Annotated in this window: 24 protein-coding genes; 8 read left to right on the forward strand and 16 right to left on the reverse strand. The window is 63.0% G+C overall.

All coding sequences use genetic code 11. The annotated features are described in order from the left end of the window. Positions 1–26: 26 nt before the first annotated feature. The 3 genes from FJ430_RS16870 to FJ430_RS16875 all read right to left on the reverse strand — a co-directional run bounded on the left by FJ430_RS16870 (position 27) and on the right by FJ430_RS16875 (position 1,940). Positions 27–965, reverse strand: a complete 939-nt coding sequence (locus tag FJ430_RS16870; RefSeq protein ID WP_348639758.1) for a GlxA family transcriptional regulator — start codon at positions 963–965, stop codon at positions 27–29. Between the two features lie 305 nt (positions 966–1,270). Continuing rightward, complete coding sequence (locus tag FJ430_RS31630; protein WP_112099240.1) at positions 1,271–1,405, reverse strand: hypothetical protein; 135 nt, start codon at positions 1,403–1,405, stop codon at positions 1,271–1,273. A 349-nt stretch (positions 1,406–1,754) separates the two neighbouring features. Continuing rightward, entirely contained in the window at positions 1,755–1,940 is a 186-nt protein-coding gene (locus FJ430_RS16875; protein WP_140646602.1) for a hypothetical protein, read from the reverse strand. Positions 1,941–2,159: 219 nt separating this feature from the next. Between FJ430_RS16875 and FJ430_RS16880 the strand changes: the two genes are divergently transcribed. Further along, positions 2,160–3,059 carry a LysR substrate-binding domain-containing protein gene (locus tag FJ430_RS16880; protein ID WP_040981895.1) on the forward strand — a complete coding sequence of 300 codons (900 nt, stop codon included), beginning with the start codon at positions 2,160–2,162 and terminating at the stop codon, positions 3,057–3,059. A gap of 1 nt (position 3,060) precedes the next feature. On the opposite strand, the gene FJ430_RS16885 is transcribed toward FJ430_RS16880, so the two are convergent. Both FJ430_RS16885 and FJ430_RS16890 read right to left on the reverse strand, forming a co-directional pair. After that, the gene (locus FJ430_RS16885) at positions 3,061–4,026 is read right to left on the reverse strand and encodes an alpha/beta hydrolase (RefSeq protein ID WP_140705581.1); all 966 of its coding nucleotides are present in this window, start codon (positions 4,024–4,026) and stop codon (positions 3,061–3,063) included. Positions 4,027–4,337: 311 nt separating this feature from the next. Further along, on the reverse strand, positions 4,338–4,523 hold the full coding sequence (locus FJ430_RS16890; protein WP_181166902.1) for a hypothetical protein: 186 nt from the start codon (positions 4,521–4,523) through the stop codon (positions 4,338–4,340). 293 nt (positions 4,524–4,816) lie between these two features. Between FJ430_RS16890 and FJ430_RS16895 the strand changes: the two genes are divergently transcribed. Next, the gene (locus FJ430_RS16895) at positions 4,817–5,839 is read left to right on the forward strand and encodes an acyltransferase family protein (RefSeq protein ID WP_226891737.1); all 1,023 of its coding nucleotides are present in this window, start codon (positions 4,817–4,819) and stop codon (positions 5,837–5,839) included. 9 nt (positions 5,840–5,848) lie between these two features. Here FJ430_RS16895 and FJ430_RS16900 read toward each other — a convergent pair whose 3' ends face one another. Further along, positions 5,849–7,918 (reverse strand): ASKHA domain-containing protein, encoded by a 2,070-nt coding sequence (locus tag FJ430_RS16900; RefSeq protein ID WP_140705578.1) that lies wholly within the window; start codon positions 7,916–7,918, stop codon positions 5,849–5,851. An 89-nt stretch (positions 7,919–8,007) separates the two neighbouring features. Between FJ430_RS16900 and FJ430_RS16905 the strand changes: the two genes are divergently transcribed. Beyond that, entirely contained in the window at positions 8,008–8,250 is a 243-nt protein-coding gene (locus tag FJ430_RS16905; RefSeq protein WP_226891738.1) for a hypothetical protein, read from the forward strand. Between the two features lie 79 nt (positions 8,251–8,329). Here the strand turns inward: FJ430_RS16905 and FJ430_RS16910 are convergent, their stop codons facing one another. The 8 genes from FJ430_RS16910 to FJ430_RS16945 form a co-directional block, all read right to left on the reverse strand. After that, the gene (locus tag FJ430_RS16910; RefSeq protein ID WP_140646596.1) at positions 8,330–9,304 is read right to left on the reverse strand and encodes a methyltetrahydrofolate cobalamin methyltransferase; all 975 of its coding nucleotides are present in this window, start codon (positions 9,302–9,304) and stop codon (positions 8,330–8,332) included. Positions 9,305–9,383: 79 nt separating this feature from the next. Then, positions 9,384–10,475 (reverse strand): methylenetetrahydrofolate reductase, encoded by a 1,092-nt coding sequence (locus tag FJ430_RS16915; RefSeq protein WP_140646594.1) that lies wholly within the window; start codon positions 10,473–10,475, stop codon positions 9,384–9,386. Then, positions 10,472–11,077 carry a methylenetetrahydrofolate reductase C-terminal domain-containing protein gene (locus FJ430_RS16920; protein WP_140705576.1) on the reverse strand — a complete coding sequence of 202 codons (606 nt, stop codon included), beginning with the start codon at positions 11,075–11,077 and terminating at the stop codon, positions 10,472–10,474. Before FJ430_RS16920 ends, FJ430_RS16915 begins: the two co-directional genes overlap by 4 nt. Next, positions 11,070–11,372, reverse strand: a complete 303-nt coding sequence (locus FJ430_RS16925) for a virulence factor (RefSeq protein ID WP_127863411.1) — start codon at positions 11,370–11,372, stop codon at positions 11,070–11,072. The genes FJ430_RS16920 and FJ430_RS16925 overlap by 8 nt, the downstream gene beginning before the upstream one ends. A 173-nt stretch (positions 11,373–11,545) precedes the next feature. Further along, a complete protein-coding gene (locus FJ430_RS16930) occupies positions 11,546–12,124 on the reverse strand; it encodes a GNAT family N-acetyltransferase (protein WP_319022981.1) in 579 nt (192 codons plus the stop codon). Further along, positions 12,049–12,315, reverse strand: a complete 267-nt coding sequence (locus tag FJ430_RS16935; RefSeq protein ID WP_140653529.1) for a DUF1778 domain-containing protein — start codon at positions 12,313–12,315, stop codon at positions 12,049–12,051. The genes FJ430_RS16930 and FJ430_RS16935 overlap by 76 nt, the downstream gene beginning before the upstream one ends. 53 nt (positions 12,316–12,368) lie before the next feature. Continuing rightward, positions 12,369–13,151 (reverse strand): formyl transferase, encoded by a 783-nt coding sequence (locus tag FJ430_RS16940; protein ID WP_140705573.1) that lies wholly within the window; start codon positions 13,149–13,151, stop codon positions 12,369–12,371. A gap of 95 nt (positions 13,152–13,246) precedes the next feature. After that, positions 13,247–13,822, reverse strand: coding sequence for a DUF4893 domain-containing protein (locus FJ430_RS16945; protein WP_140705571.1), 576 nt, complete (start codon positions 13,820–13,822; stop codon positions 13,247–13,249). 127 nt (positions 13,823–13,949) lie between these two features. Here FJ430_RS16945 and FJ430_RS16950 point away from each other — a divergent pair, with 127 nt between their 5' ends. Continuing rightward, positions 13,950–14,864 (forward strand): NAD-dependent epimerase/dehydratase family protein, encoded by a 915-nt coding sequence (locus FJ430_RS16950; protein ID WP_140705568.1) that lies wholly within the window; start codon positions 13,950–13,952, stop codon positions 14,862–14,864. Positions 14,865–14,874: 10 nt separating this feature from the next. Here FJ430_RS16950 and FJ430_RS16955 read toward each other — a convergent pair whose 3' ends face one another. Further along, on the reverse strand, positions 14,875–15,504 hold the full coding sequence (locus FJ430_RS16955) for a DUF1638 domain-containing protein (protein ID WP_140705565.1): 630 nt from the start codon (positions 15,502–15,504) through the stop codon (positions 14,875–14,877). A 53-nt stretch (positions 15,505–15,557) separates the two neighbouring features. Here FJ430_RS16955 and FJ430_RS16960 point away from each other — a divergent pair, with 53 nt between their 5' ends. Further along, positions 15,558–15,692 (forward strand): entericidin A/B family lipoprotein, encoded by a 135-nt coding sequence (locus FJ430_RS16960; protein ID WP_041003961.1) that lies wholly within the window; start codon positions 15,558–15,560, stop codon positions 15,690–15,692. An 86-nt stretch (positions 15,693–15,778) separates the two neighbouring features. Here the strand turns inward: FJ430_RS16960 and FJ430_RS16965 are convergent, their stop codons facing one another. After that, positions 15,779–16,477, reverse strand: coding sequence for a corrinoid protein (locus FJ430_RS16965; protein ID WP_140495658.1), 699 nt, complete (start codon positions 16,475–16,477; stop codon positions 15,779–15,781). 271 nt (positions 16,478–16,748) lie between these two features. On the opposite strand from FJ430_RS16965, the gene FJ430_RS16970 reads away from it, so the two are divergent. The 3 genes from FJ430_RS16970 to FJ430_RS16980 all read left to right on the forward strand — a co-directional run bounded on the left by FJ430_RS16970 (position 16,749) and on the right by FJ430_RS16980 (position 19,937). Then, complete coding sequence (locus tag FJ430_RS16970) at positions 16,749–18,323, forward strand: trimethylamine methyltransferase family protein (RefSeq protein WP_140705563.1); 1,575 nt, start codon at positions 16,749–16,751, stop codon at positions 18,321–18,323. An 89-nt stretch (positions 18,324–18,412) separates the two neighbouring features. After that, positions 18,413–19,102 carry a 4Fe-4S dicluster domain-containing protein gene (locus FJ430_RS16975; protein ID WP_140705561.1) on the forward strand — a complete coding sequence of 230 codons (690 nt, stop codon included), beginning with the start codon at positions 18,413–18,415 and terminating at the stop codon, positions 19,100–19,102. Positions 19,103–19,205: 103 nt separating this feature from the next. Beyond that, the gene (locus FJ430_RS16980) at positions 19,206–19,937 is read left to right on the forward strand and encodes a dienelactone hydrolase family protein (RefSeq protein WP_140705559.1); all 732 of its coding nucleotides are present in this window, start codon (positions 19,206–19,208) and stop codon (positions 19,935–19,937) included. Positions 19,938–19,978 lie beyond the last annotated feature (41 nt).

The raw sequence follows: 19,978 nt of genomic DNA on the forward strand, positions 1-19,978 counted from the left end.
ATGTCATGACAAATTGCGAAAATCGACTAGGCGGCCAGCAACTGCTTGCGGTCGACGCGCTCCTGCTGGGGCGAACGGGCGTAGAGCTCGCGGTAGCATTTGGAGAAATGCGAGGCGGAGACAAAGCCGCAGGCGACCGCCACTTCGACCACCGGCATCGACGACTGGATCAGCAGGTGCCGGGCCCGGTCGAGCCGGATTTCCAGATAGTAGCGGGCAGGGGAGCGGCCCATCTCGGTGCGGAACAGGCGCTCGATCTGCCGCCGGGAAAGATCGACATGGTCGGCGATCTCGATCAGCGACAGCGGCTCGGAAAGGTTGGCCTCCATCAGCTCGATGATGGTCAGCACCTTGGAGTTCTGCACGCCGAGGCGGGCGCGCAGCGGCAGGCGCTGGCGGTCGGTCGGGCTGCGCACGCGGTCGGTCAGCACCTGCTCGCAGACGCGGTTGACGAGGCTCTCGTCGAAATCGTCGCCGATCAGCTTCAACATCATGTCGAGCGCGGCGGTGCCGCCGGCGCAGGTGTAGACGTTCTGGTCGACCTCGAAGAGGTCGGCAAAGACATTGGCCTTCGGGAACGCCTCGGAAAAGCCAGGCAGGTTCTCCCAATGGATGGCGCAGCGCTTGTTGGACAACAGGCCGGCGGCGGCCAGGATATGCGCGCCAGTGCAGAGGCCGCCGACGGCGACGCCGCGATTATACTCCTCGCGCAGCCAGGCGAAGGCCGACTTGTTCTGGTAGCGCTCGACATTGATGCCGCTGCAGACGATCGCCATGTTAGGCCGATCCGGCCCGGCCATCTTCTTGCGCTCTTCCTCGAGCGAGGTGTTGACCGCGCATTCGACGCCGTTCGAGGCGCGTACCGGCTTGCCGTCTATGCTGGCCAGCCGCCAACGATAGGCTTCGTAGCCGAGCATCCGGTTGGCCGAGCGCAGCGGATCGAGCGCCGTCGCGAAGGCGATCATGGTGAAATCGGGAATGAGGAAGAATACAAACGATCTCTTGATCGGATGCTTTACGGCATTCACGGGGAAACCTCACGCAGCCATGACGCGAACAGGATGTCGCGAACAGCATAGCGACAACAGGAAAAACCATTCCTGTCAATCGGGTAGGCGGCTAAGTGAAGATTAAATTTGCGACACGGGTCGCAAATGGGCAATTCATGCAACCGAAGGGCGTGAGGACACCGACGACAGTGGCAAACGACCAAACGAAAACGCCGCCTCGGCGGAGCCGGGCGGCGTTGAATTCGGAATGCCGGATTGTCTCAGGCAATGAAGCCGAGACGGGCAGCAGCCACGGCGCCGGTCTGGCCGGGCATGGTCTTGGCGAGGCGCTGACGCTCCAAAGCGGTGGTCAGGTTCATTTCGCGGCGGGCAAACAGGCGGGCAAAAAGCTTCATCATCATCTCCATTGGGTTGCTCAGACGGGTCGCCTTCGCTTGATGGAGTGGGGCAGCTCGTTTGCTGGCGTGGATATAGGCTCACTTCAGCAGAAACTAAATCGCAAAAACGAACCGCTTGATATGAAAAGCGACATCATTTGCGACATTTTTGGGCAAGTTGCCCAAGATTTCCTATTATTTACAAGGGTTTAATCGGCTTGTTAACCCGCTATGCGGGTGGTTCATATGCGTCATGCTGTGGTCGCATGGCTGGAAAAGTCGTTTGAGTGCAAACAAAGGCGCTAAAAACAAGCAAAAGGCCTGCCGAGCTGACGCGGCAGGCCTTCAGAACTCCATACACACTTGATTACTTCGCTCCGGCCCAACTTCCGACGCCGAAGCGCAAGCCGGTCTTGGCATCGGCGGCTTCCGGCCAGCCGATATCCTTCTGCAGTTCGATCGGCAGCGCATGGATGGCGCGTTCGGTCTGGTAGCGGGCGCGGGCCGCGCTGAATTCGGTCGCAAGCCGACCGATGGATGACAGGATAGACATTTCTTTCTCCTCTATGCGGGCAGGGAGGCGCCCGTCACTGCGTTAAGCCAGGTCTGTTTCAGCTTCATTTCACGTCGATTGCAGGACTGTGTCAGGGTCGTTTCATGGCTGTTTTTGGCAGCATCCTGCATCGATCGAGTTGACTATGCGCCTGGAGTGATGTTCAATCAAACGAAATGGAATGATGGATTGCATCAGAAAAATTGAAGGCAAGCTGCCATGAACGCCCCGCTCAATCATCCCTTGCCGCTGCTTGACCTCGATGTGCTGCGCACTTTCGTGGCGATCGCCGAGACCGGCAGCTTCACCACCGCCGCCAACGCGGTGTTCCGCACGCCATCGGCCGTCTCCATGCAGATCAAGAAGCTGGAGGATATCCTCGGCCGTTCTGTCTTCGCCCGCGACGCGCGTTCGGTGACGCTGACCACCGATGGCGAGATGCTGCTCGGCTATGCGCGCCGGCTTTTGTCGATCAACCGCGAGGTGGTGTCGAAATTCATCATCCCCGACATCGTGGGCGTGGTGCGGCTCGGTTCCCCGGACGACTATGGCGAGCGCGTGCTGCCGCATGTGCTGAAGCGTTTTGCCCAGTCGCATCCGTCGATCGCCGTCGACGTCACCATCGACCAGAGCATCAATCTGCGCCGCCGCATGGACGACCGCGCGCTCGACATCACGCTGCTCACCAATTCCTACAAGACCAGCGCGATCGGCGCCGAGGTGCTTTTGACCGAACCGATCGTGTGGGCAGGCGCTAAGGGCGGCTGCGCGCATCTGCGCGAGCCGCTGCCGGTGTCGCTGTGGGAAGAAGGCTGCGCATGGCGGGCAGGGGCGTTGGAAGCGCTTGGCCGCGAGGGCCGCAACTACCGCATCGCCTATATGAGCGCCCACACGGCCGGCCAGCGCGCCGCCATCATGGCCGACCTTGCAGTGGCGCCGCTGCCGAAGTCCTTCCTCGGCGACGAGATGGTCTCGCTGGGCGCCAAGGACGGCATGCCCGAGATCGGCACCTACAATCTCGCCATGGTGGTGGCGCCCGACGCAAGCGCGCCGGTGAAGGCCGTCGCCGACCATATCCGCGCGACGTTCGAACTGTTCCGGGAAACCGGCAAGTTCTGAGCTATTCGGCCGCCGGCGCCGGGCGCCCTGCGAAAGCGGCTTTCGTCCTGCGTCGCGCACGAGCCTGGTGCGCTGCTGGAACATTATCGAGGAATGCAACGATGCTGTCGCGCGCGCGGCGCGCCTCGGGCATCTCGATCAGCGGCCAGACGTGGAACATGCCTTCCTCGTAGACCAGGTCGACCTCGACACCGGCAGCGCGGGCGCGTTCGGCGAAGATGAGATTATCCGGTGTCAGCATGTCGCGTGAACCGGTCAGCAGCAGCGTCTTAGGCAGCACGGACAGGTCGCCGTAAAGCGGGCTGATGTGCCAGTCGGTGCGATCGAAACCGGCGCTGTAGAGCCGCACCGCTTCCAGCCCACCCGCAATACCCAGCCATGGATCCTGCCGCTCGGCCTCGAAGACTTCCGGATTCGCAAGCGAAACGTCGAGGCCGGGCGAGATCAGCACATGGCGCGACGGTGCCGGCAGGCCCTCCTCGGCGGCCATCATGGTCAGCACGACGGCCATGTTGCCGCCGGCGGAATCGCCCATGAAGACGATGTCTTGCGCCTCAGTCTCTTCGAGCATGCGCCGGTAGACGTCGCCGACCATGCCGAACATGTCATGGAAATCGTGCTCCGGCGCGATGGGGTAGACCGGCACGGTGATGCCGAAGCCGAGACGCTCGGCCATTTCGGCGATCAGCCCCCAATGGTAGGAGGTGATCTGAAAGACATAGGCGCCGCCATGCATGTAGAGGATGCGCCGGCTTTCGCCCGCCTTCGGCGCGATCTCATAGACGGGAAAGCCGTCGATCTCGGTCTCGGCGATGTCCAGCCGTGCCCTGAGCAAGGCCGGCGGATGATAATCCTCCGTCTTGCGGGCGTAGGCGATCCAGCGCTGCAGGTTCTCGGGACTGGAAAACGCCTTCTTGCGGCTGTGCCTGAGAACGAACGAAACGAGATGGCTTTTCAAACTGGGCATGCAGATACACGCACTTCGGCAGAGCCGACTAAGAGAATTCCCCCCGCTTTGCGAAGATTGTACCTCAGTTAAAAATGTCAAGGATTCACGCTGGCACATCGGCGTGATCCGATGGTGCCAGTTCTTTGTTTGCGCGATTTCGGGCGGAAGGCTACGGCGAATTGCCGAGCCTAACCGCTGCGCACGTTTCCTGGAATTGCTCTAGCGCCGCTTCGACAGCAACGCCGCGCGCAATTTGTTGTCGACGTTCGCCGAGGCCGCGTCGCGGCCACGGCGCTTGCCGAGCAGCCTGCATTTGTCGGCGAAGGTCATCAGCGCGGTGTGCCCAGAAGCAGCGCATGAAGGGCTGCCTGCGGGTCGCTCGGCGGCGAAGCCGGCCAGCCGATATCCTTCTGGACATGCGCCGGCAGGCTGTTCAGCGCGCGGATCGCCTTGTTCCTGGCGTGAGCCAGCCTGATGGTCACGCCGAAACGGCTGAGGTTGTCGTACATCGACATTTTCATCTCCCTTGAAGAGCAGCGGCGGCCGAGGATTGTCCGCAGCCGCCGTTCGATGTCGGTTAAATCGCTCACGCATGTATCGGATCGATTTCGCGAAAACAGCGTTTCGGTTTCCGGACAGCGCGAATCCGGAAACATTTGCATACAAATGAATTGGACCGGCGGGCATTCCGGCTCCATCCGGATAGAAGCCATCCGCGGGTTGACAGCAGCGCTCGGCTGCTTTGTTATTGTGCGATGCGATATCGACTGTATGCACTGCAGCATAGCGCGATCTGGACCAGAGCATCGTGACGAGCATTCACAGTATTCAATATCTGCGGGGCCTCGCCGCCTGCGCGGTGGTCTGCTTCCATGTCAGCGAACAGTTCGGCGGTCCGTTCCATGTCGGAGCAGCCGGCGTCGACGTTTTCTTCGTCATCAGCGGTTTCATCATGTGGGTGACGACGGCCGGCAGGCCGGCCGATCCTTGGCGTTTCATGGGTCGTCGGATCACCCGCATCGTGCCTCTCTACTGGATCGTCACGCTTCTGACCGCGGCAGGCATCCTGATCAAGCCGCAATTCTTCTATGGCCATTTCTTCAGTATGGCGAATTTCGTCGGCTCGCTGTTCTTCCTGCCTGTCCTGCAGGAGGGGGCGCTGCATCCCATCGTCATACAGGGTTGGACGCTTTGCTATGAGATGATGTTCTATCTCGTTTTCACCCTGGTCCTGTTCCTCGGGGAGCGCTGGCGGTTTGGCGTTCTCGTGGGCGCCCTTATGGCCATCGTCGCACTGCATTTCGTCTTGCCCGCGGGATATGCGCATGCCTTCACCGATCCTGTCGTGCTCGAGTTCGCGGCCGGCGTCGTCGTGGGGCGCTTGTGGCTCCAGGGCACCAGGCTGCCGCTCGGAGTGGCGCTGGCGATGGCTGTCTTAGGATTTCTGCTCCTTGCGGCCAGTCCGCTGTTCGATGCCGACATGGCTCGCGCCTTGCGCTGGGGGCTTCCGGCCACGCTGATCGTGGCTGGCGCGGTGTTTGCCGAGCGGGCGCGGCCGTTCAAGCCCGCGGCCTTGCCCAGCTTTCTCGGCGATGCGTCCTATTCGATCTATCTATGGCATGTCGTGGCCGGCGTCCTGGCGACGGGTGTCGTCTTGAGGGCGGGCCTTCCGGCGGTCTTGCAGCCGGCAACGATCCTGGCCATCACGCTGGCGCTCTCGGCAGTGCTTTATCTGATCGTCGAAAAGCCATTGATCGGGGTGCTGCACCCGCAACGTCCCAAGGGCGCCGTGAAGGCAAGCAGTGCCGCGGCCGCAGGGGCCGCGGAATGAGTTGAAACGTTAGTCGCGGCCGCGCCGTGCCGCGCGCTCCTCGCGTGAACGCCGGCGTGGGGTAGCGTCGCCGGCGGTGCCGTCCTCGCTCATCGCCTTGCGCGGCGGCAGCTTCACCGCGGCCGCCAGCTTCGGGAACGGGTCGACCTTGTTCGGCAGCGCCATGGCGTAGACGAAGTGCTCCTGGAATTTCGGCTCCAGCGCCGTCTCGATCTTCTCGATCCTGCTCACCGTCTCCTCGATCTCGCGACGGTAGCCGCGATTGAGCAGCGCCATGCGCGAGCCGGCGCCGGCGGCGTTGCCGACGGCCGAGACCTTGTCGAGGTCGCAGTCGGGGATGAGGCCGAGCACCATGGCGTATTTCGGATCGATGAACGAACCGAACGCGCCGGCGAAATGGATGCGGTCGACGTGCTCGGTGTGCTGCTTTTCCATCAACAGCTTGGTGCCGGCATAGAGTGCTGCCTTGGCAAGCTGGATGGCGCGCACGTCGTTCTGGGTGATGGTGATCCTGGGTTCGCCTTCCTTCAGCACATAGGAGAAGGTGCGGCCGTTGGGAACGATGCGCGGCGAGCGCGCGGCCAGCGATCCGTCGACGACGCCATCTTCGGAGATGATGCCGGCAAGGTACATTTCCGCCACGATCTCGATGATGCCGGAGCCGCAGATGCCGGTGACGCCGGTCGCCTGCACGCTGTCGAGGAAGCCCGACTCGTCCGACCACAGCTCCGAGCCGATGACGCGATATTTCGGCTCAAGCGTGTCCGGGTCGATGCGAACGCGCTCGATGGCGCCGGGCGCGGCGCGCTGGCCGCCGGAGATTTCGGCGCCCTCGAAGGCCGGGCCGGTGGGCGAGGAGGCCGCGACCACACGCGTCGAGTTGCCGAGCACGATCTCGGCATTGGTGCCGACGTCGACGATCAGCATCATCTCGTCCTGGCGGTGCGGGCCTTCCGACAGGGTGACGGCGGCGGCATCGGCGCCGACGTGGCCGGCAATGCAAGGCAGCATATAGAGGCGGGCACCCTGGTTGAGCTTCAGGCCGATGTCGGAGGCCTTGATGCGCACCGCGCCGGAGACGGCAAGCGCGAAAGGCGCGCCGCCCAACTCGGTCGGATCGATGCCGAGGAACAAGTGATGCATGATCGGATTGCCGACGAAGACGGAATCCAGGATGTCGGCTCGCTGGACATTGCCTTCGGCGCAGACCTTGTCGACGAGGCCGGAAACCGCTTCGCGCACGGCGACCGTCATGCCTTCGCGACCGTCCGGATTCATCATCACGTAGGAGACGCGGCTCATCAGATCCTCGCCGAAGCGGATCTGCGGATTGGACGTGCCGGAAGATGCGGCGACTCGGCCCGACAGCAGCGACACCAGATGCATGGCTATGGTGGTCGAGCCTATGTCGCAGGCAAGGCCATAGGCTTCGTTCTTGAGGCCGGGCCACAACGCGATGACACGCGCGATGTCGCTGTCGGCATCCTTGTGGATGGCGGCCGTCGCGGTCCAGTTGCCCTTGCGCAGGATGCCCTGCACCTGCGGCAGGAGATAGAAATCGAATTCGAGGTTCTTGAGGCCCCAGTCCTTCATCAGGGCGATCTTGAGCCGGTCGAGGTCGCCGAGCGGCTTGTGCATGTCGGGCTCCTCGATCTCGACATAGCACATGCGGATCGCCGTATCGCGGGCGATCACCCTGGTGTCGGCGTCCTTTCGGATGGTCTGGGCGTTGATGACCGTGTCCTGCGGCACGTCGATGACGAGGTCGCCGAGGATCTGCGCCGAGCAGGAGAGGCGGCGCCGCTCAGGCAGGCCGCGCACGCGCTCGTAGCGCTCTTCCTTGGCGCCCTTGGGCGAGATGTGGTCGTTGGACGAGACGATCTTGTGCTTGGCGAAATTGCCTTCCTGCACCTCGATCTGGCAGCGTCCGCAAGTGGCGCGGCCGCCGCACACGCTTTCGACATAGACGCCGAGCTGGCGCGCCGCATCCAGCACGGGCGTTCCAACGGGGAATCGGCCGCGCTTGCCCGACGGCATGAACAGCACGAGCGGATCGGTGATGTTGGGCGGAGGGTTCATGCTGGCACGCGTCTCGATGGCAATTGTCGATGCCGTTTAACGGATCGTTTTACTGTTGGGTGGAGAGTCTGCTGGTCCAGGGGCCAACCATGTCGGATCTTCTGCTTTCCGCCGTCTTCACCGCGTTCACCATGGTGCGCGTGATCAAGGGCTCGTGGCTGCGCAATCCGCAATACCTCGCCACCGGGATCCTCGGCGCGATCGTCGGCGCGCTGCTGCTGCACGCGTTCTGGCCCGCCTATGACGATGATTTCATCGTCGGCGGCGTAACAGGCATCTTCGGATCGTGGGCGGGAATGGCGCTGTTCGACGCCATATTGGGCGTGGCCTGAACGCAAAGCAGAGCTGTCCGGCCGCATCCACGATGCGATCGGATCAGCCTTGTTTGCGGTGCGGCTCACGATTGCGCGCTTATCCCCTGGCCATGCGGGCTTCACGGCCGCCGCGGCGACGGCCGCCATTGCCGCTGCCTTCGCCCGGCGCATTGACGGCCGTTGGAGCCGCAACGGCTTGACCGCCTTCGACCGGCTTATAATCCTTGTAGGTGCGGATCCAGTTGGTGCAGTTCTCGTCGGTGCCGTTGAGCACATTGGCGCCGCGCACGGCTTCCATTTCCTGCGGACGGACCGGGTTCATGATTGCCGAGGTCATGCCGGCGCCGATCACCATCGGGATGAAGGCGGCGTTGATGCCGTGGCGGTGCGGCAGGCCGAAGGAGATGTTGGAGAGGCCGCAAGTGGTATTGACCTTGAGCTCTTCGCGCAGCCGGCGCAGCAGCGCGAACACCTGGCGTCCGGCATCGCCCAGCGCGCCGATCGGCATCACCAACGGGTCGACGACGACGTCATGGGCGGGAATGCCGAAATCGGCGCAGCGCTGGACGATCTTCTTGGCGACGGCGAAGCGGACGTCCGGGTCCATCGAGATGCCGGTCTCGTCGTTGGAGATGGCGACGACCGGGACGTTGTATTTCTTGATCAGCGGCAGGATAGCCTCGAGCTTTTCTTCCTCGCCGGTGACGGAGTTGACCAGCGGGCGGCCCTTGGCGACCTTCAGCGCGGCCTCGATCGCGGCGGTCACCGAGCTATCGATCGACAGCGGCAGGTCGACCAGGCCCTGCACGATCTCCAGCGTCTGCACCAGAAGCGCCGGCTCGGTCGCATTGGGGTCGACGGCGGTGACGCCGGCATTGACGTCGAGCATGGTGGCGCCGCAGGCGGCCTGCTCCAGCGCGTCCTTGATGACGGTCTCGAAGTTGCCAGCCACCATTTCGGCGGCGAGCTTCTTGCGGCCGGTCGGGTTGATGCGTTCGCCGATCACGCAGAAGGGCTGATCGAAGCCGATGACGATTTCTCGGGTCGCCGAGGCGACGATGGTGCGGGTCATGAAATCTCTCCGTCGGGATATAAAGAGTTCTTTATATCGTTATCTGATCTCGTTCAAGCGGATGGTGACTGCCACGCTGTCAATGCGCGGTCTTCACCATATCCACCTGGGTTTCGGTAATCTCGTCGTGCAGCAGGTGGTCGAGTCGGTCGGCGACCAGTTGGTCGTCGCGCCGGCGCTCCCGCTTCCAGGGCTGGCGGCCTTTCAGCACGCCGGATTCATCGACGATCTCGGCGACATATTCCTCCTGGCGGTAGGCCATCACATGGATGCCGGCGACGCCGGGGATTTCCTTCACCTCGTTGATGATGTCGATGCAGAGCTGCTTGCCTTCCTTCTTCTGGTCCTGCGCGCCTTCCAGCCGCTTGATCACCGCGTCGGGGATGTGGATGCCCGGCACGTTGGAGCGGATCCACTTCGCCGTCTTGGCGGAAGCGAGCGGTCCGACGCCGCAAAGCAGGAAGAGCTTTTCAGTGTGGCCGAGGTCGCGCGCCTTCTGCATGAAGGTTCTGAACATCGGCACGTCGAAGCAGTACTGCGTCTGCGCGAACTGCGCGCCGGCGGCGATCTTCTTGCCGAGATGGATCGGGCGGAAGTCGTAGGGCGGCGCGAAGGGGTTGACGGCTGCACCGAGGAAAACCTGCGGCGGCGTCGTCAGCTTGCGGCCGGACAGGAACTTGCCATTGTCGCGCATGATGCGGATGGTTTCGAGCAGCGACATGGAATCGAGGTCGAACACCGGCTTGGCGCCGGGCTGGTCGCCGGCCTGCACGCCGTCGCCGGTGAGGCACAACATGTTGGCGACGCCCATGGCCGCGCCGCCCAGCACGTCGCCCTGGATGGCGATGCGGTTCTTGTCGCGGCAGGCGATCTGCATGATCGGCGCATAGCCCATGCGGGTGAGCAGCGCGCAGATGCCGACCGACGACATGTGACAGTTGGCGCCCGAGGCATCGACGGCATTGATGGCATCGACCCAGCCATCAAAAATCTTGGCGCGGTTGTAGACGTCTTCCGGATCGGCGCTGTCGGGCGGATTGAGCTCGGTCGTTACAGCAAACTCACCGCGGCGCAGCACGCGCTCCAGCCGGCCGCGCGACGTGTGGCCCGGCAGGGGCTCAAGCGGCAGGTGGATGCCGGCCGGGTTCTCGTCGACCTGGCGGGCGGTCATGCCGAAGCTCCGGGGTTCTGGGTCGTTTCACGCGCGGCGGCGGCCTGCGCGGTCACCCGCAGCCACGCCGAGGTTTCGCGCAGCGACTGATCGACCGGCTTCTGCACGGTGAGGATATTGTCGCCATGCACCATGTTGCGCGAGCCTTCCCAGGCCTTGACCCAGACGCAAGGCATGTCCGGCTCGACCTCGCAATTGCCGTTGGCGCGCACGCCGCCGCAAGGGCCATTGCGCAGCTGCTTGGGGCAATTCATCGGGCACGACATGCCGGTGGAGGAGAGCACGCACTGGCCGCACATGCGGCAGTCGAACATGAAGCCCTTGACCCGCTTCTCGATGAATTTCACCGGGGCTTCGACGCGGCCGTAGCCGATGCCCTTCCACAAAGGATGCAAGAGCAGGAAAATGTCGGCGAACCGGCTGTAGAACCATTCGAGCAATCGCGAATGCCGGATGGACCACAGGCGCACGGCGAAAGTGCGCTGGACGCGCCGCTGCGGCGACACGTCGGCAGGCTTGTAGTCGGATTTCGGCGCTGCCTTCTTGACCAAGGTGGCCTGGGTAACCGCCGGCCCTTCCTTGACAGGAGTTGTGTCAGACATTTTCTTTCCCGCCAGCCTTGACCAGAGCGACTAGCCGCTCTCGGTCATATTTCGCGTCGAGTTCCTGATAGGCCTTCTCGACCTCGGCCTCGATGTCGTCGCCGACCGGGATCGGGTCGGCCTTGCGCCATTCCGCCAGATAGTCGTCGGTGCCGCCGGCGCCGGTGCGCATGGCGCACATGTCGATCGCCTCGGTGAAGCGCAGCGGCAGCTCGCGCTTGGCGTTCTGCCGGCCCTTCTTGACGATGACCTGGGCGGGGATGTCGCGCCAGTAGACGACGATCAGATCGGCCATGAATTCTCACTCCTCGAGGTTGTCGAGCATTGCCGCATGCGCCGTTGGGCCGCTTGTTATGGGACGACGCGCGCGCCTTCAAAAGCGACGCTGGCGATGGCCCAAACGGAAGGGAGAAGTTCTTTGGTCGAGCATCCCCCTGTGTGCTGCACCGCTTGCTCTCGAAACTTGCCTTATTCGTAGCCGAAGCCGCTTTCCCTTAAGTCGGCGATACGCACGATCATGCTTCGTTTCGGATCGAATGGCAGGTCTACGAAATCGAAGCCGCGGTAGAAGTTTCTCACGGACTCATCAAGTGGGTGGGCAAGGACGCCAAAACAGCCGATCTCAGTGGAAAACCGAACCGCGGTCCTAAATGCGAAGAGGAGCAGTGAGCGTCCGCATCCGCGACCTTGAAAGCGGATATCCACGGCCAGCTGGCCGAGCAACACAATCGGAATGGGATCGGGGCGATTACGCTGTGCCGACTTCGGCAGATAGGCCCGCTCGATCTGGCCGGCGCTCAGCGCAACATAGGCAGCAATCGCGCCGCTCGCCAAATCGCAGATGACGCTGGTGCGCGATGCCCCGTCCTGCTGGTTGCGCCAGGCATGGCGACGAAGCCAATTGTTGAGCGACTCGCGGCCGCAGTCGAAAGCATCTCTGTTGTCGTCAACCGCAAGCGGTCGAGGCGAGGTCAGTCCTGCCATACGGGCCGTGACGCTGCGAGCCTTTGCAAACCAGGCAGCTTTTTCGGCGCCGATTTCGCCCAAGCCTCAAACCGCTCCCAGTCGGCTGCGGGGATCGTCACGATACGTCCATCCAACACCTCCATTTCGGCAGCTTCAACAGCCTTACGGCGGATGAAGTCGCTAAGATTGGTGTTAGCCTGACTTGCGGCGGCTTCGAGTATTTCGCGTTCGTCCAGAGTGACGCGGACGCTAAGAGGAGCCATGTTCGACATCGTAATCTCGCTTTCTGTATGACAATAGCATACAAATCGCCGAGCTGACAATGTTACCAGACGCGCTTGGTCAGGCCGGTCCAGAGGTAGAACCAGATCGTCGGGTGGTACCACTGTTTCGACGGCAGGCCAGGATCGATCGTTTCCAGTCTGCCGGCCAGCGCATTGCCGACCGCCTCGACGCAGACATCGCGCGAAAATGCTGCCTGCCGCAGCGCGTAGCTGGCGATCGTATCGCCGGTCCTGGGCTTGCCGCGCGCCTGCTTCAGCACACCGCCGGTGTCGACGCCGGCATCGACCAGATGCACTGTGGTGCCGAAATTCCCTTGATCGCCGGAGGCCAGCGCCCAGTAGCCGCCATTCATGCCGCGATATTTTGGCGCGATGCCGGCGTGATAGTTGAGCACTGGGCAAGGCATCTTGGCCAGCGTATCCTTCGACAGCAGCCTACAGCCGGCAAGCAGCACAACGCCAGGATCGATGCTCACGATCCCCTTCAGGCATTCCGGCCCGTTGGCTGAAGGGACATGGATGATCGCCTGGCCTTGCCTCGGCTCGGTTGCGAGCTTCTCCTCGGCGATCAGTCGCGCGGCATGACGGGCCAGGAAGCGCTTGCCGAGCCTGGTCAGTACCATGGTGCCGAGCTGGCCGATGGCCGAGATCCAGCCCTGGCGCCGGGCGCGGCCCATGAGCAGGCGCTTTTTGGATTCAGGGGATTCGAGGATGACGCTGACAGGGCCGACGCGATCGGCAAGCGCATTGACGATGGCCCAGATATGCGGGCCACCTTCGGTGACGACCACAATCGGTCGCGTAATCGATTCCGACGCTGTCATGGCAAGCATCCGCTCTGAAGATCGGGCGCATGCTATGCGGACCGGGTTAATCCCTGGTGTGCCGGAGGCGTTTCAGCCAGCGTCGAAGGGCCGGTTCAGCGCTTCAATTCCATGATGTCGAGCTTCGATTCGTAATAGGGCGCGGGGAATTCGATCCGCCATTCGGTGGCGCTGTTGCGGAAGGCATAGCCCACCTGGTCGCTTTCGGGGCCGCTGCCATAGGGCTTGGCCTTGTCGTCATTGACCGAGAACGAGCCGAGATAGATGGCGCGCTTGTCGCCATCGTCGAAGAAACGGCCGGCGGTGCGCTGCGAGCCGCTGATCTTCGCAAGCCGCCAGCCGGAGCCGTCGTCGGTCACCTTGCACTTGAACCAGCCATAGATGACGAGCGGGCTGATGCCGCCCGCCTTGATGGTGCGGCACTTCCAGTTGCCGGTGAGATCCTTGTCGGAGAAGGCGACAAGTGGTTTGGCGAGCAGTTCATCCAACTGCTTGACCTCGGCCGGATCGCCGGCCTTTGCCTCTTCGAGGGCCGCCTTGCGCGTCTCGCCATACTTGTCCAATCGCGCCTTGTCGGCAGCCGTGATCAGCTTCTGCACTTCGCCATCGGCAAGGGCCGGCAAAGTGAGGGCGACGAGACCGAGGGCGGCAAGGAGCAGGCGAGGCATCATGAACATGTTTCCTCAAATCAATGGCTGGAACAAAGTTCTTTCTATCACTGGCGCACAACTTACCGGTTCGCCATCGTCTGTCATCCATGCTTAACAACAGCATCTCGAAGAAATGGCGGTTTGATCGATGCGGATCTTGCTCACGGGATCGTCCGGCTGGCTGGGCAGCGCGCTCGGGCCGAGGCTCGAAGCGCTCGGCCATCACGTCGTCGGACTTGATCCGGTTCCCTCGGCGCGCACCCAAGTCGTCGGCTCGATCGCGGATCGCGATCTTGTCCTGAAGACTGTCCGCGAGAACAGCATCGAGGCCATTATTCACAGTGGGGCGCTGCACAAGCCGAACATCGAGCATCATGAGAATAGCGCCTTCGTCGCCACGAATGTGCAAGGCACGCTCAACCTGCTCGACGCGGCCGTGGCCTGCGGCGTGCAGCGCTTCCTCTTCACCTCGACGACCTCGCTGATGATCTCGCAGGCGATCCGCGCCGGTTTCCGGGGTGGCGCGCGCAAGGCGGCCTGGCTGACCGAGGAGATGTCGCCGGAGCCACGCAACATCTATGGCGTGACGAAGCTTTCCGCCGAGCATCTCTGTCGCCTCTACCACATCGAGCATGGGCTGCCGGTGGTGGTGCTGCGCACCGCGCGCTTCTTTCCCGAGGCGGACGACATGGCACATGCCATCGAACAGTCCGATGCCAACACCAAGGCCAACGAATTGCTGTTCCGGCGGCTGACGGTGGAGGACGCGGCCGAGGCCCATGTGGCGGCCCTGGAGAAAGCGCCGAGCCTTGGCTTCGACGTCTTCATCATCTCGGCGCCGACGCCGTTCCGGCCGCAGGATTGCGTCGAGTTGATCGCCGACGCGCCGACGGTCGTCGCGCGCTATTTCCCGGACTATTCGAGGCTCTATGCGAGGAAGGGCTGGACGATGTTCTCCTCGATCGACCGCGTCTACGATCCGTCGCGGGCGCGAGAGCGACTGGGCTTTGTGTGCAGAACGAGTTTTGCCGATGTGTTGAGGGCGCTGGAAGCGGAGGCGTGAAGACCGACCTTCAGGCCCCCTGTGCCGCCCGCGCCAGTTCGCTTGTCAAATCGCCATATCCCGTCGGCCGGCGCTCATAGGCGAGGCCGAGCATGACGGCGGCTTTCTCGGCGACCTTGTCGAGCTCGGGATCGTCGGTCTGGGCGAGATAGATCAGCTTCTCGTAATTACCGAAATAGTCCTTGATCAGTTCGGGATGCCTGTCGAGGCCGAGCGGCTTGATGAAGAAAGCCTCGAACTGGCGGCAGAGGAAGTCGGTCATATAAAACGACATCATGTCGTCGTCGGCGATCTTCGCGTAGGCATCCATGCCCTGGTAGAAGGCAAAGCAATGCGGCCCGGCCATGCGCTCGACGCCATGCTTCTCGATGACGCGGTCGAGCAGGCCGCCGGTGCCGCAATCGGCATAGCCGACGAAAATACGGCTGTAGCCTTCCGTCTTGGCCTTCTCGATCGCCTTGTCCATCGCCGGAGCGATGCGGTCCGGATAGAAATGGAACTCGGCCGGCAGGCAGGTCAGCTCGAGATGGTCGAGCTTTAGCTGTTGCTTGACGGCCAAAACTTCGCGCGCAATCATCCCGCAGGCGATGACGAGCAGCCTGTCCATTTGATTCGATTTCGTTTTTTGCGTCTTGACCAAGTCGGGCCGGCTTTCGCTGCGGGGCTTAATACCTGTCGAGGGAGACACCGTCCATGAAACTGCTACGCATCGCGCCGATCGCCATCCTGGCCTGCGCGCTTGCCCTCACGGCCTGCGCGAACACCATCCGGGGCGTCGGCAAGGACGTCAAATCGACGGCAAGGGCGGTCAAAGACACTGTCAACTGATCGGCAGCCCTCTCCCATCATCTGGGAACAAAAAAGCCGCGCTGCAAGGCGCGGCTTTTCTTGTCGATCCATCCTGATGCCTTGGGTCAGGCGGAAGCGCGAACGTTGTGCTTGCGCTTCATGTAGTCCTTGGCGGTCTCGACGGCCACCGCGGCATCGCGGCAATAGGCGTCGGCGCCGACGGCCTTGCCGAATTCCTCATTGAGCGGCGCCCCGCCGACCAGCACGACATAATCGTCGCGGATACCCTTTTCCTTCATCGTATCGATGACGACCTTCATATAGGGCATGGTGGTGGTGAGCAGGGCCGACATGCCGATGATGTCGGGCTGGTGCTGCTCGATCGCGTCCAGGTATTTCTCGACGGCGTTGTTGATGCCGAGATCGATGACATCGAAGCCGGCACCCTCCATCATCATGCCGACGAGGTTCTTGCCGATGTCGTGGATGTCGCCCTTGACGGTGCCGATCACCATCTTGCCCTGTTTCGGCGCGCCGGTGGCGGCGAGCAGCGGACGCAGGATGAACATGCCGGCCTTCATAGCGTTGGCCGAGAGCAGCACTTCCGGCACGAACAGGATGCCGTCGCGGAAATCCTCGCCTACGATACGCATGCCTTCGACCAGTGCCTCGGTCAGCACCTTGTAGGGCGCCCAGCCGCGCTCGAGCAGGATTCGCGTGCCTTCCTCGATCTCTTCCTTCAGCCCATCATAAAGATCGTCGTGCATCTGCTGCACGAGCTCGTCGTCGGAAAGCTCGGAAAGGATGATCTCGTCGTCGGACATTTCTCTCGGGCTCCTTGCTGCTCGGAATGACTGCGGCAGCCTAAAAATCGATGCGCCAATACCTAACCCGCGAGGGCAGGGCATCCATAGCTGATTTGCGACTTCCCGCAAAAGGAAAGCGACTGAAAAATTGGCGCTTTTCTTGTCGATTTTGCGACAGGCGTTGGCGCTGGCTGGCCGTTTCCAATAGGGTGCATGGCTACGATCCGGGCAAGAAGCGGCAGCGATGGGCCGCAGGCCAGTTCAGGCCAGATTTATAGGAAGAACGATCATGAGCGATAACGCGGCAGTCGAGCAGGAAGCGTCGGGCGGACGGCGCGGACGCGGCGCCAGCGGCGGCGCGGCGGCACGCCGGGCTGCCCGTTCGGGCGGCGGTCCGGGCACGCAGCTCACCTACATCAAGCGCAAGATCAACGTCTACGAGGTCCTCAACGAGGAAGGCCTGGCGTTGATCGAGAAGAACACCGACACGGTGCTGGAAGAAATCGGCATCATCTTTCGCGACGACGCCGAAGCGCTGGCGCTGTGGAAAGAAGCGGGCGCCGACGTCAAGGGCGAGCGCGTGCACTTCCCCAAGGGCCTCTGCCGCTCGCTGCTGAAGACCGCGCCTTCGATCTACACCCAGCATGCGCGCAACCCGGAGCGCTCGGTGCAGATCGGCGGCAACGCGACGGTGTTCGCGCCGGTCTACGGCCCGCCTTTCGTGCGCGACCTCGACGGCAACCGCCGTTACGCGACCATCGAGGATTTCCAGAATTTCGTGAAGCTCGCCTATATGGCGCCATCGATCCACCATTCGGGGGGCACGGTGTGCGAGCCGGTCGACGTGCCGGTCAACAAGCGCCATCTCGACATGATCTACGCGCACATCCGTTACTCGGACAAACCGTTCATGGGCTCGGTGACGGCGCCGGAGCGGGCCGAGGACACGGTGGCGATGGCCAAGCTCGTGTTCGGCGACGACTTCGTCGAGAACAACACGGTGCTGACAAGCCTGATCAACGCCAACTCGCCGATGGTGTTCGACGAGACCATGCTCGGCGCCCTGAAAGTCTATTCGCGCCACAACCAGGCCTGCATCGTCACGCCCTTCATCCTGGCCGGCGCGATGAGCCCGGTGACGGTTGCCGGCACGCTGACGCAGGTGCTGGCCGAGGTGCTCGCCGGCGCTTCGTTCACCCAGCTGATCAGGCCCGGCGCGCCGGTGCTGTTCGGCACCTTCGCCTCGTCGATCTCGATGCAGTCCGGCGCGCCGACCTTCGGCACGCCGGAGCCGTCTCTGGTGTCCTATGGCGCGGCGCAGCTCGCGCGCCGGCTCGGTTTGCCGTTCCGCACCGGCGGCTCGCTCTGCGCCTCGAAGGTCCCGGACGCGCAGGCAGCCTATGAGAGCGCCAACACGCTCAACTCGACGATCCTTGCCGGCACCAATTTCGTGCTGCATTCGGCCGGCTGGCTCGAGGGCGGTCTCGCCTCCTGCTATGAAAAATTCATGATGGATATCGACCAGCTCGGCATGCAGCAGAAGTTTGCCGAAGGCGTCGACCTGTCGGAAAACGGCCAGGCGATGGACGCGATCCGCCAGGTCGGTCCGGGCAGCCATTATCTCGGCTGCGACCACACGCAGGCGAATTTCCAGACGGCCTTCTACCGCTCCAACATCGCCGACAACAATTCCTACGAGCAGTGGCTGGCCGAAGGCGAGAAGACCGCGCCGCAGCGCGCCAACGAGCTCGCCCGCCGCTGGCTGGAAAGCTACGAGGCGCCGCATCTGGATCCGGCCATCGACGAGGCGCTGAAGGACTTCATCGCCAAGAAGAAGGGCTCGATGGCCGACGCCTTCACCTGAAAGGAGCCCGAGTCAGGCCGGGCTAAAGTGGCCGACATCATTCACAAGGAAGTCTGGCGGAGCGCATTCTCCGACCCGGACCGGAAGGGATGATTTTTGCGCGCGACCTGGTCGGGCAGATCGCGACCGCGCTCGCGGCCGACGGCTTGATCCTCCGTGGCGGCTTCCGTTTCACTGATGGGGAGGCTGCGCCAACCGGTCCATCAGGCGCATCCGCCAAATCTGCGCTGCTCGTCGGGCAGGCGGGCGCGGCGCCATGGCCGCATTTTCAGCGCTGGCTGGGACAGCAGGAGAGGGACATCGCCAATCCGCTCGACACTTGGTCGCGCGCGGTGATCGGCTCGGTCGCGCAAGGCTGCGACGCCCGCGCCGTTTCGCCTTCAGACCGGCCCTATCTGCCGTTCCAGCAATGGGCGATGCGGGCCGAAGGGTTGAAACCGTCGCCGCTCGGCGTTCTGATGCACCCGCAATATGGGCTATGGCATGCCTATCGCGGCGCATTGCTGTTCGAGGACGAGATTTCTCTTCCCGACCCTCATGCAGCGATTCATCTCTGCGACACATGTGTCGCAAAACCCTGCCTGAAATCCTGTCCGGTGGACGCCTATTCCGGGCAGGGCTTTGCCCATGAAGCCTGTCTCGACCATGTTCGCGGCTCCCGCGGCGAGCCCTGCCGGATGGGCGGCTGCCTCGACCGCAACGCCTGCCCCTATGGCACAAGCTATCGCTATCCGCCGGAGGTGCAGGCCTTTCATATGGCGGCCTTCGCGCGGCTCTAGGAGGCAGGCTGGCCGCACGAAATCTTGAACGGCCTGGTCCGGGAATGGCTTGCCGGAACGGCGCGTGCCGATATCTAACGCGCGACAGGCAACGGAGAGCATCATGACTGGAAAGCAGATCGAGTTCGAAACCAGGGACGGCAAGGCAAAGGCTGGCCTTTTTCGACCGTCCACCAAGGCCAGCGCCGGCGTCATCCTTTATATGGACGCCTTTGGGCCGCGCCCGGCGCTTGACGAGATGGCCGAGCGGCTCGCCGGTCACGGCTATGCCGTGCTGGTGCCCGATCTTTTTTACCGCAACGCGCCCTACGGTCCGTTCGACGCCAAGACCGCCTTCACGGCGGAGGAAACCAAGACCAAGCTGATGGCGCTGGTGACCGGCACCACGCAGGAAATGACCATCCGCGACAATGCCGCCTTCCTCGATGCTCTGGCCGCCGAGGGGATCGCCGGACCGATCGGCGTCGTTGGCTATTGCATGGGCGGCGCGCGGGCGCTCAATGCGGCCGCGACCCACCCCGACCGCATCGTCGCCGCGGCAAGCTTGCACGGCGGCAATCTCGCCAGCGACGCGCCCGACAGCCCGCACCGCAAGGCGGCCTCGATCGAGGCGCGCGTCTATGTGGGGGTTGCCGGCGTCGACCGCAGCTTCCCGCCGGAGCAGTCGGCGCGGCTGGCGGAAGCGCTCAGGGTCGCCGAAGTCGATCATGTCATCGAGAATTATGTCGGCGTCGGCCATGGCTGGTGCGTCAAGGACCACAGCGTCTATGACGAGGCGGGTGCCGAGCGCCATTGGAAGCGGCTGACGACGTTTTTCAAAGAGACATTGGGGTAAGCGATCTTCTGATCTATGGCCGCGCTGCCCCTCATCCGTCA

It is taken from the genome of Mesorhizobium sp. B2-8-5, from assembly GCF_006440675.2.
Lineage (GTDB): Bacteria > Pseudomonadota > Alphaproteobacteria > Rhizobiales > Rhizobiaceae > Mesorhizobium.

Excerpts from the sequence above, each read along its gene's own strand:
- FJ430_RS16870 (WP_348639758.1), bottom strand. The coding sequence starts at position 965 with ATGATCGCCTTCGCGACGGCGCTCGATCCGCTGCGCTCGGCCAACCGG.
- FJ430_RS31630 (WP_112099240.1), bottom strand. The coding sequence starts at position 1,405 with ATGAAGCTTTTTGCCCGCCTGTTTGCCCGCCGCGAAATGAACCTGACC.
- FJ430_RS16875 (WP_140646602.1), bottom strand. The coding sequence starts at position 1,940 with ATGTCTATCCTGTCATCCATCGGTCGGCTTGCGACCGAATTCAGCGCG.
- FJ430_RS16880 (WP_040981895.1), top strand. The coding sequence starts at position 2,160 with ATGAACGCCCCGCTCAATCATCCCTTGCCGCTGCTTGACCTCGATGTG.
- FJ430_RS16885 (WP_140705581.1), bottom strand. The coding sequence starts at position 4,026 with ATGCCCAGTTTGAAAAGCCATCTCGTTTCGTTCGTTCTCAGGCACAGC.
- FJ430_RS16890 (WP_181166902.1), bottom strand. The coding sequence starts at position 4,523 with ATGTCGATGTACGACAACCTCAGCCGTTTCGGCGTGACCATCAGGCTG.
- FJ430_RS16900 (WP_140705578.1), bottom strand. The coding sequence starts at position 7,918 with ATGAACCCTCCGCCCAACATCACCGATCCGCTCGTGCTGTTCATGCCG.
- FJ430_RS16905 (WP_226891738.1), top strand. The coding sequence starts at position 8,008 with ATGTCGGATCTTCTGCTTTCCGCCGTCTTCACCGCGTTCACCATGGTG.
- FJ430_RS16910 (WP_140646596.1), bottom strand. The coding sequence starts at position 9,304 with ATGACCCGCACCATCGTCGCCTCGGCGACCCGAGAAATCGTCATCGGC.
- FJ430_RS16915 (WP_140646594.1), bottom strand. The coding sequence starts at position 10,475 with ATGACCGCCCGCCAGGTCGACGAGAACCCGGCCGGCATCCACCTGCCG.
- FJ430_RS16920 (WP_140705576.1), bottom strand. The coding sequence starts at position 11,077 with ATGTCTGACACAACTCCTGTCAAGGAAGGGCCGGCGGTTACCCAGGCC.
- FJ430_RS16925 (WP_127863411.1), bottom strand. The coding sequence starts at position 11,372 with ATGGCCGATCTGATCGTCGTCTACTGGCGCGACATCCCCGCCCAGGTC.
- FJ430_RS16935 (WP_140653529.1), bottom strand. The coding sequence starts at position 12,315 with ATGTCGAACATGGCTCCTCTTAGCGTCCGCGTCACTCTGGACGAACGC.
- FJ430_RS16940 (WP_140705573.1), bottom strand. The coding sequence starts at position 13,151 with ATGACAGCGTCGGAATCGATTACGCGACCGATTGTGGTCGTCACCGAA.
- FJ430_RS16945 (WP_140705571.1), bottom strand. The coding sequence starts at position 13,822 with ATGATGCCTCGCCTGCTCCTTGCCGCCCTCGGTCTCGTCGCCCTCACT.
- FJ430_RS16950 (WP_140705568.1), top strand. The coding sequence starts at position 13,950 with ATGCGGATCTTGCTCACGGGATCGTCCGGCTGGCTGGGCAGCGCGCTC.
- FJ430_RS16960 (WP_041003961.1), top strand. The coding sequence starts at position 15,558 with ATGAAACTGCTACGCATCGCGCCGATCGCCATCCTGGCCTGCGCGCTT.
- FJ430_RS16965 (WP_140495658.1), bottom strand. The coding sequence starts at position 16,477 with ATGTCCGACGACGAGATCATCCTTTCCGAGCTTTCCGACGACGAGCTC.
- FJ430_RS16970 (WP_140705563.1), top strand. The coding sequence starts at position 16,749 with ATGAGCGATAACGCGGCAGTCGAGCAGGAAGCGTCGGGCGGACGGCGC.
- FJ430_RS16975 (WP_140705561.1), top strand. The coding sequence starts at position 18,413 with ATGATTTTTGCGCGCGACCTGGTCGGGCAGATCGCGACCGCGCTCGCG.
- FJ430_RS16980 (WP_140705559.1), top strand. The coding sequence starts at position 19,206 with ATGACTGGAAAGCAGATCGAGTTCGAAACCAGGGACGGCAAGGCAAAG.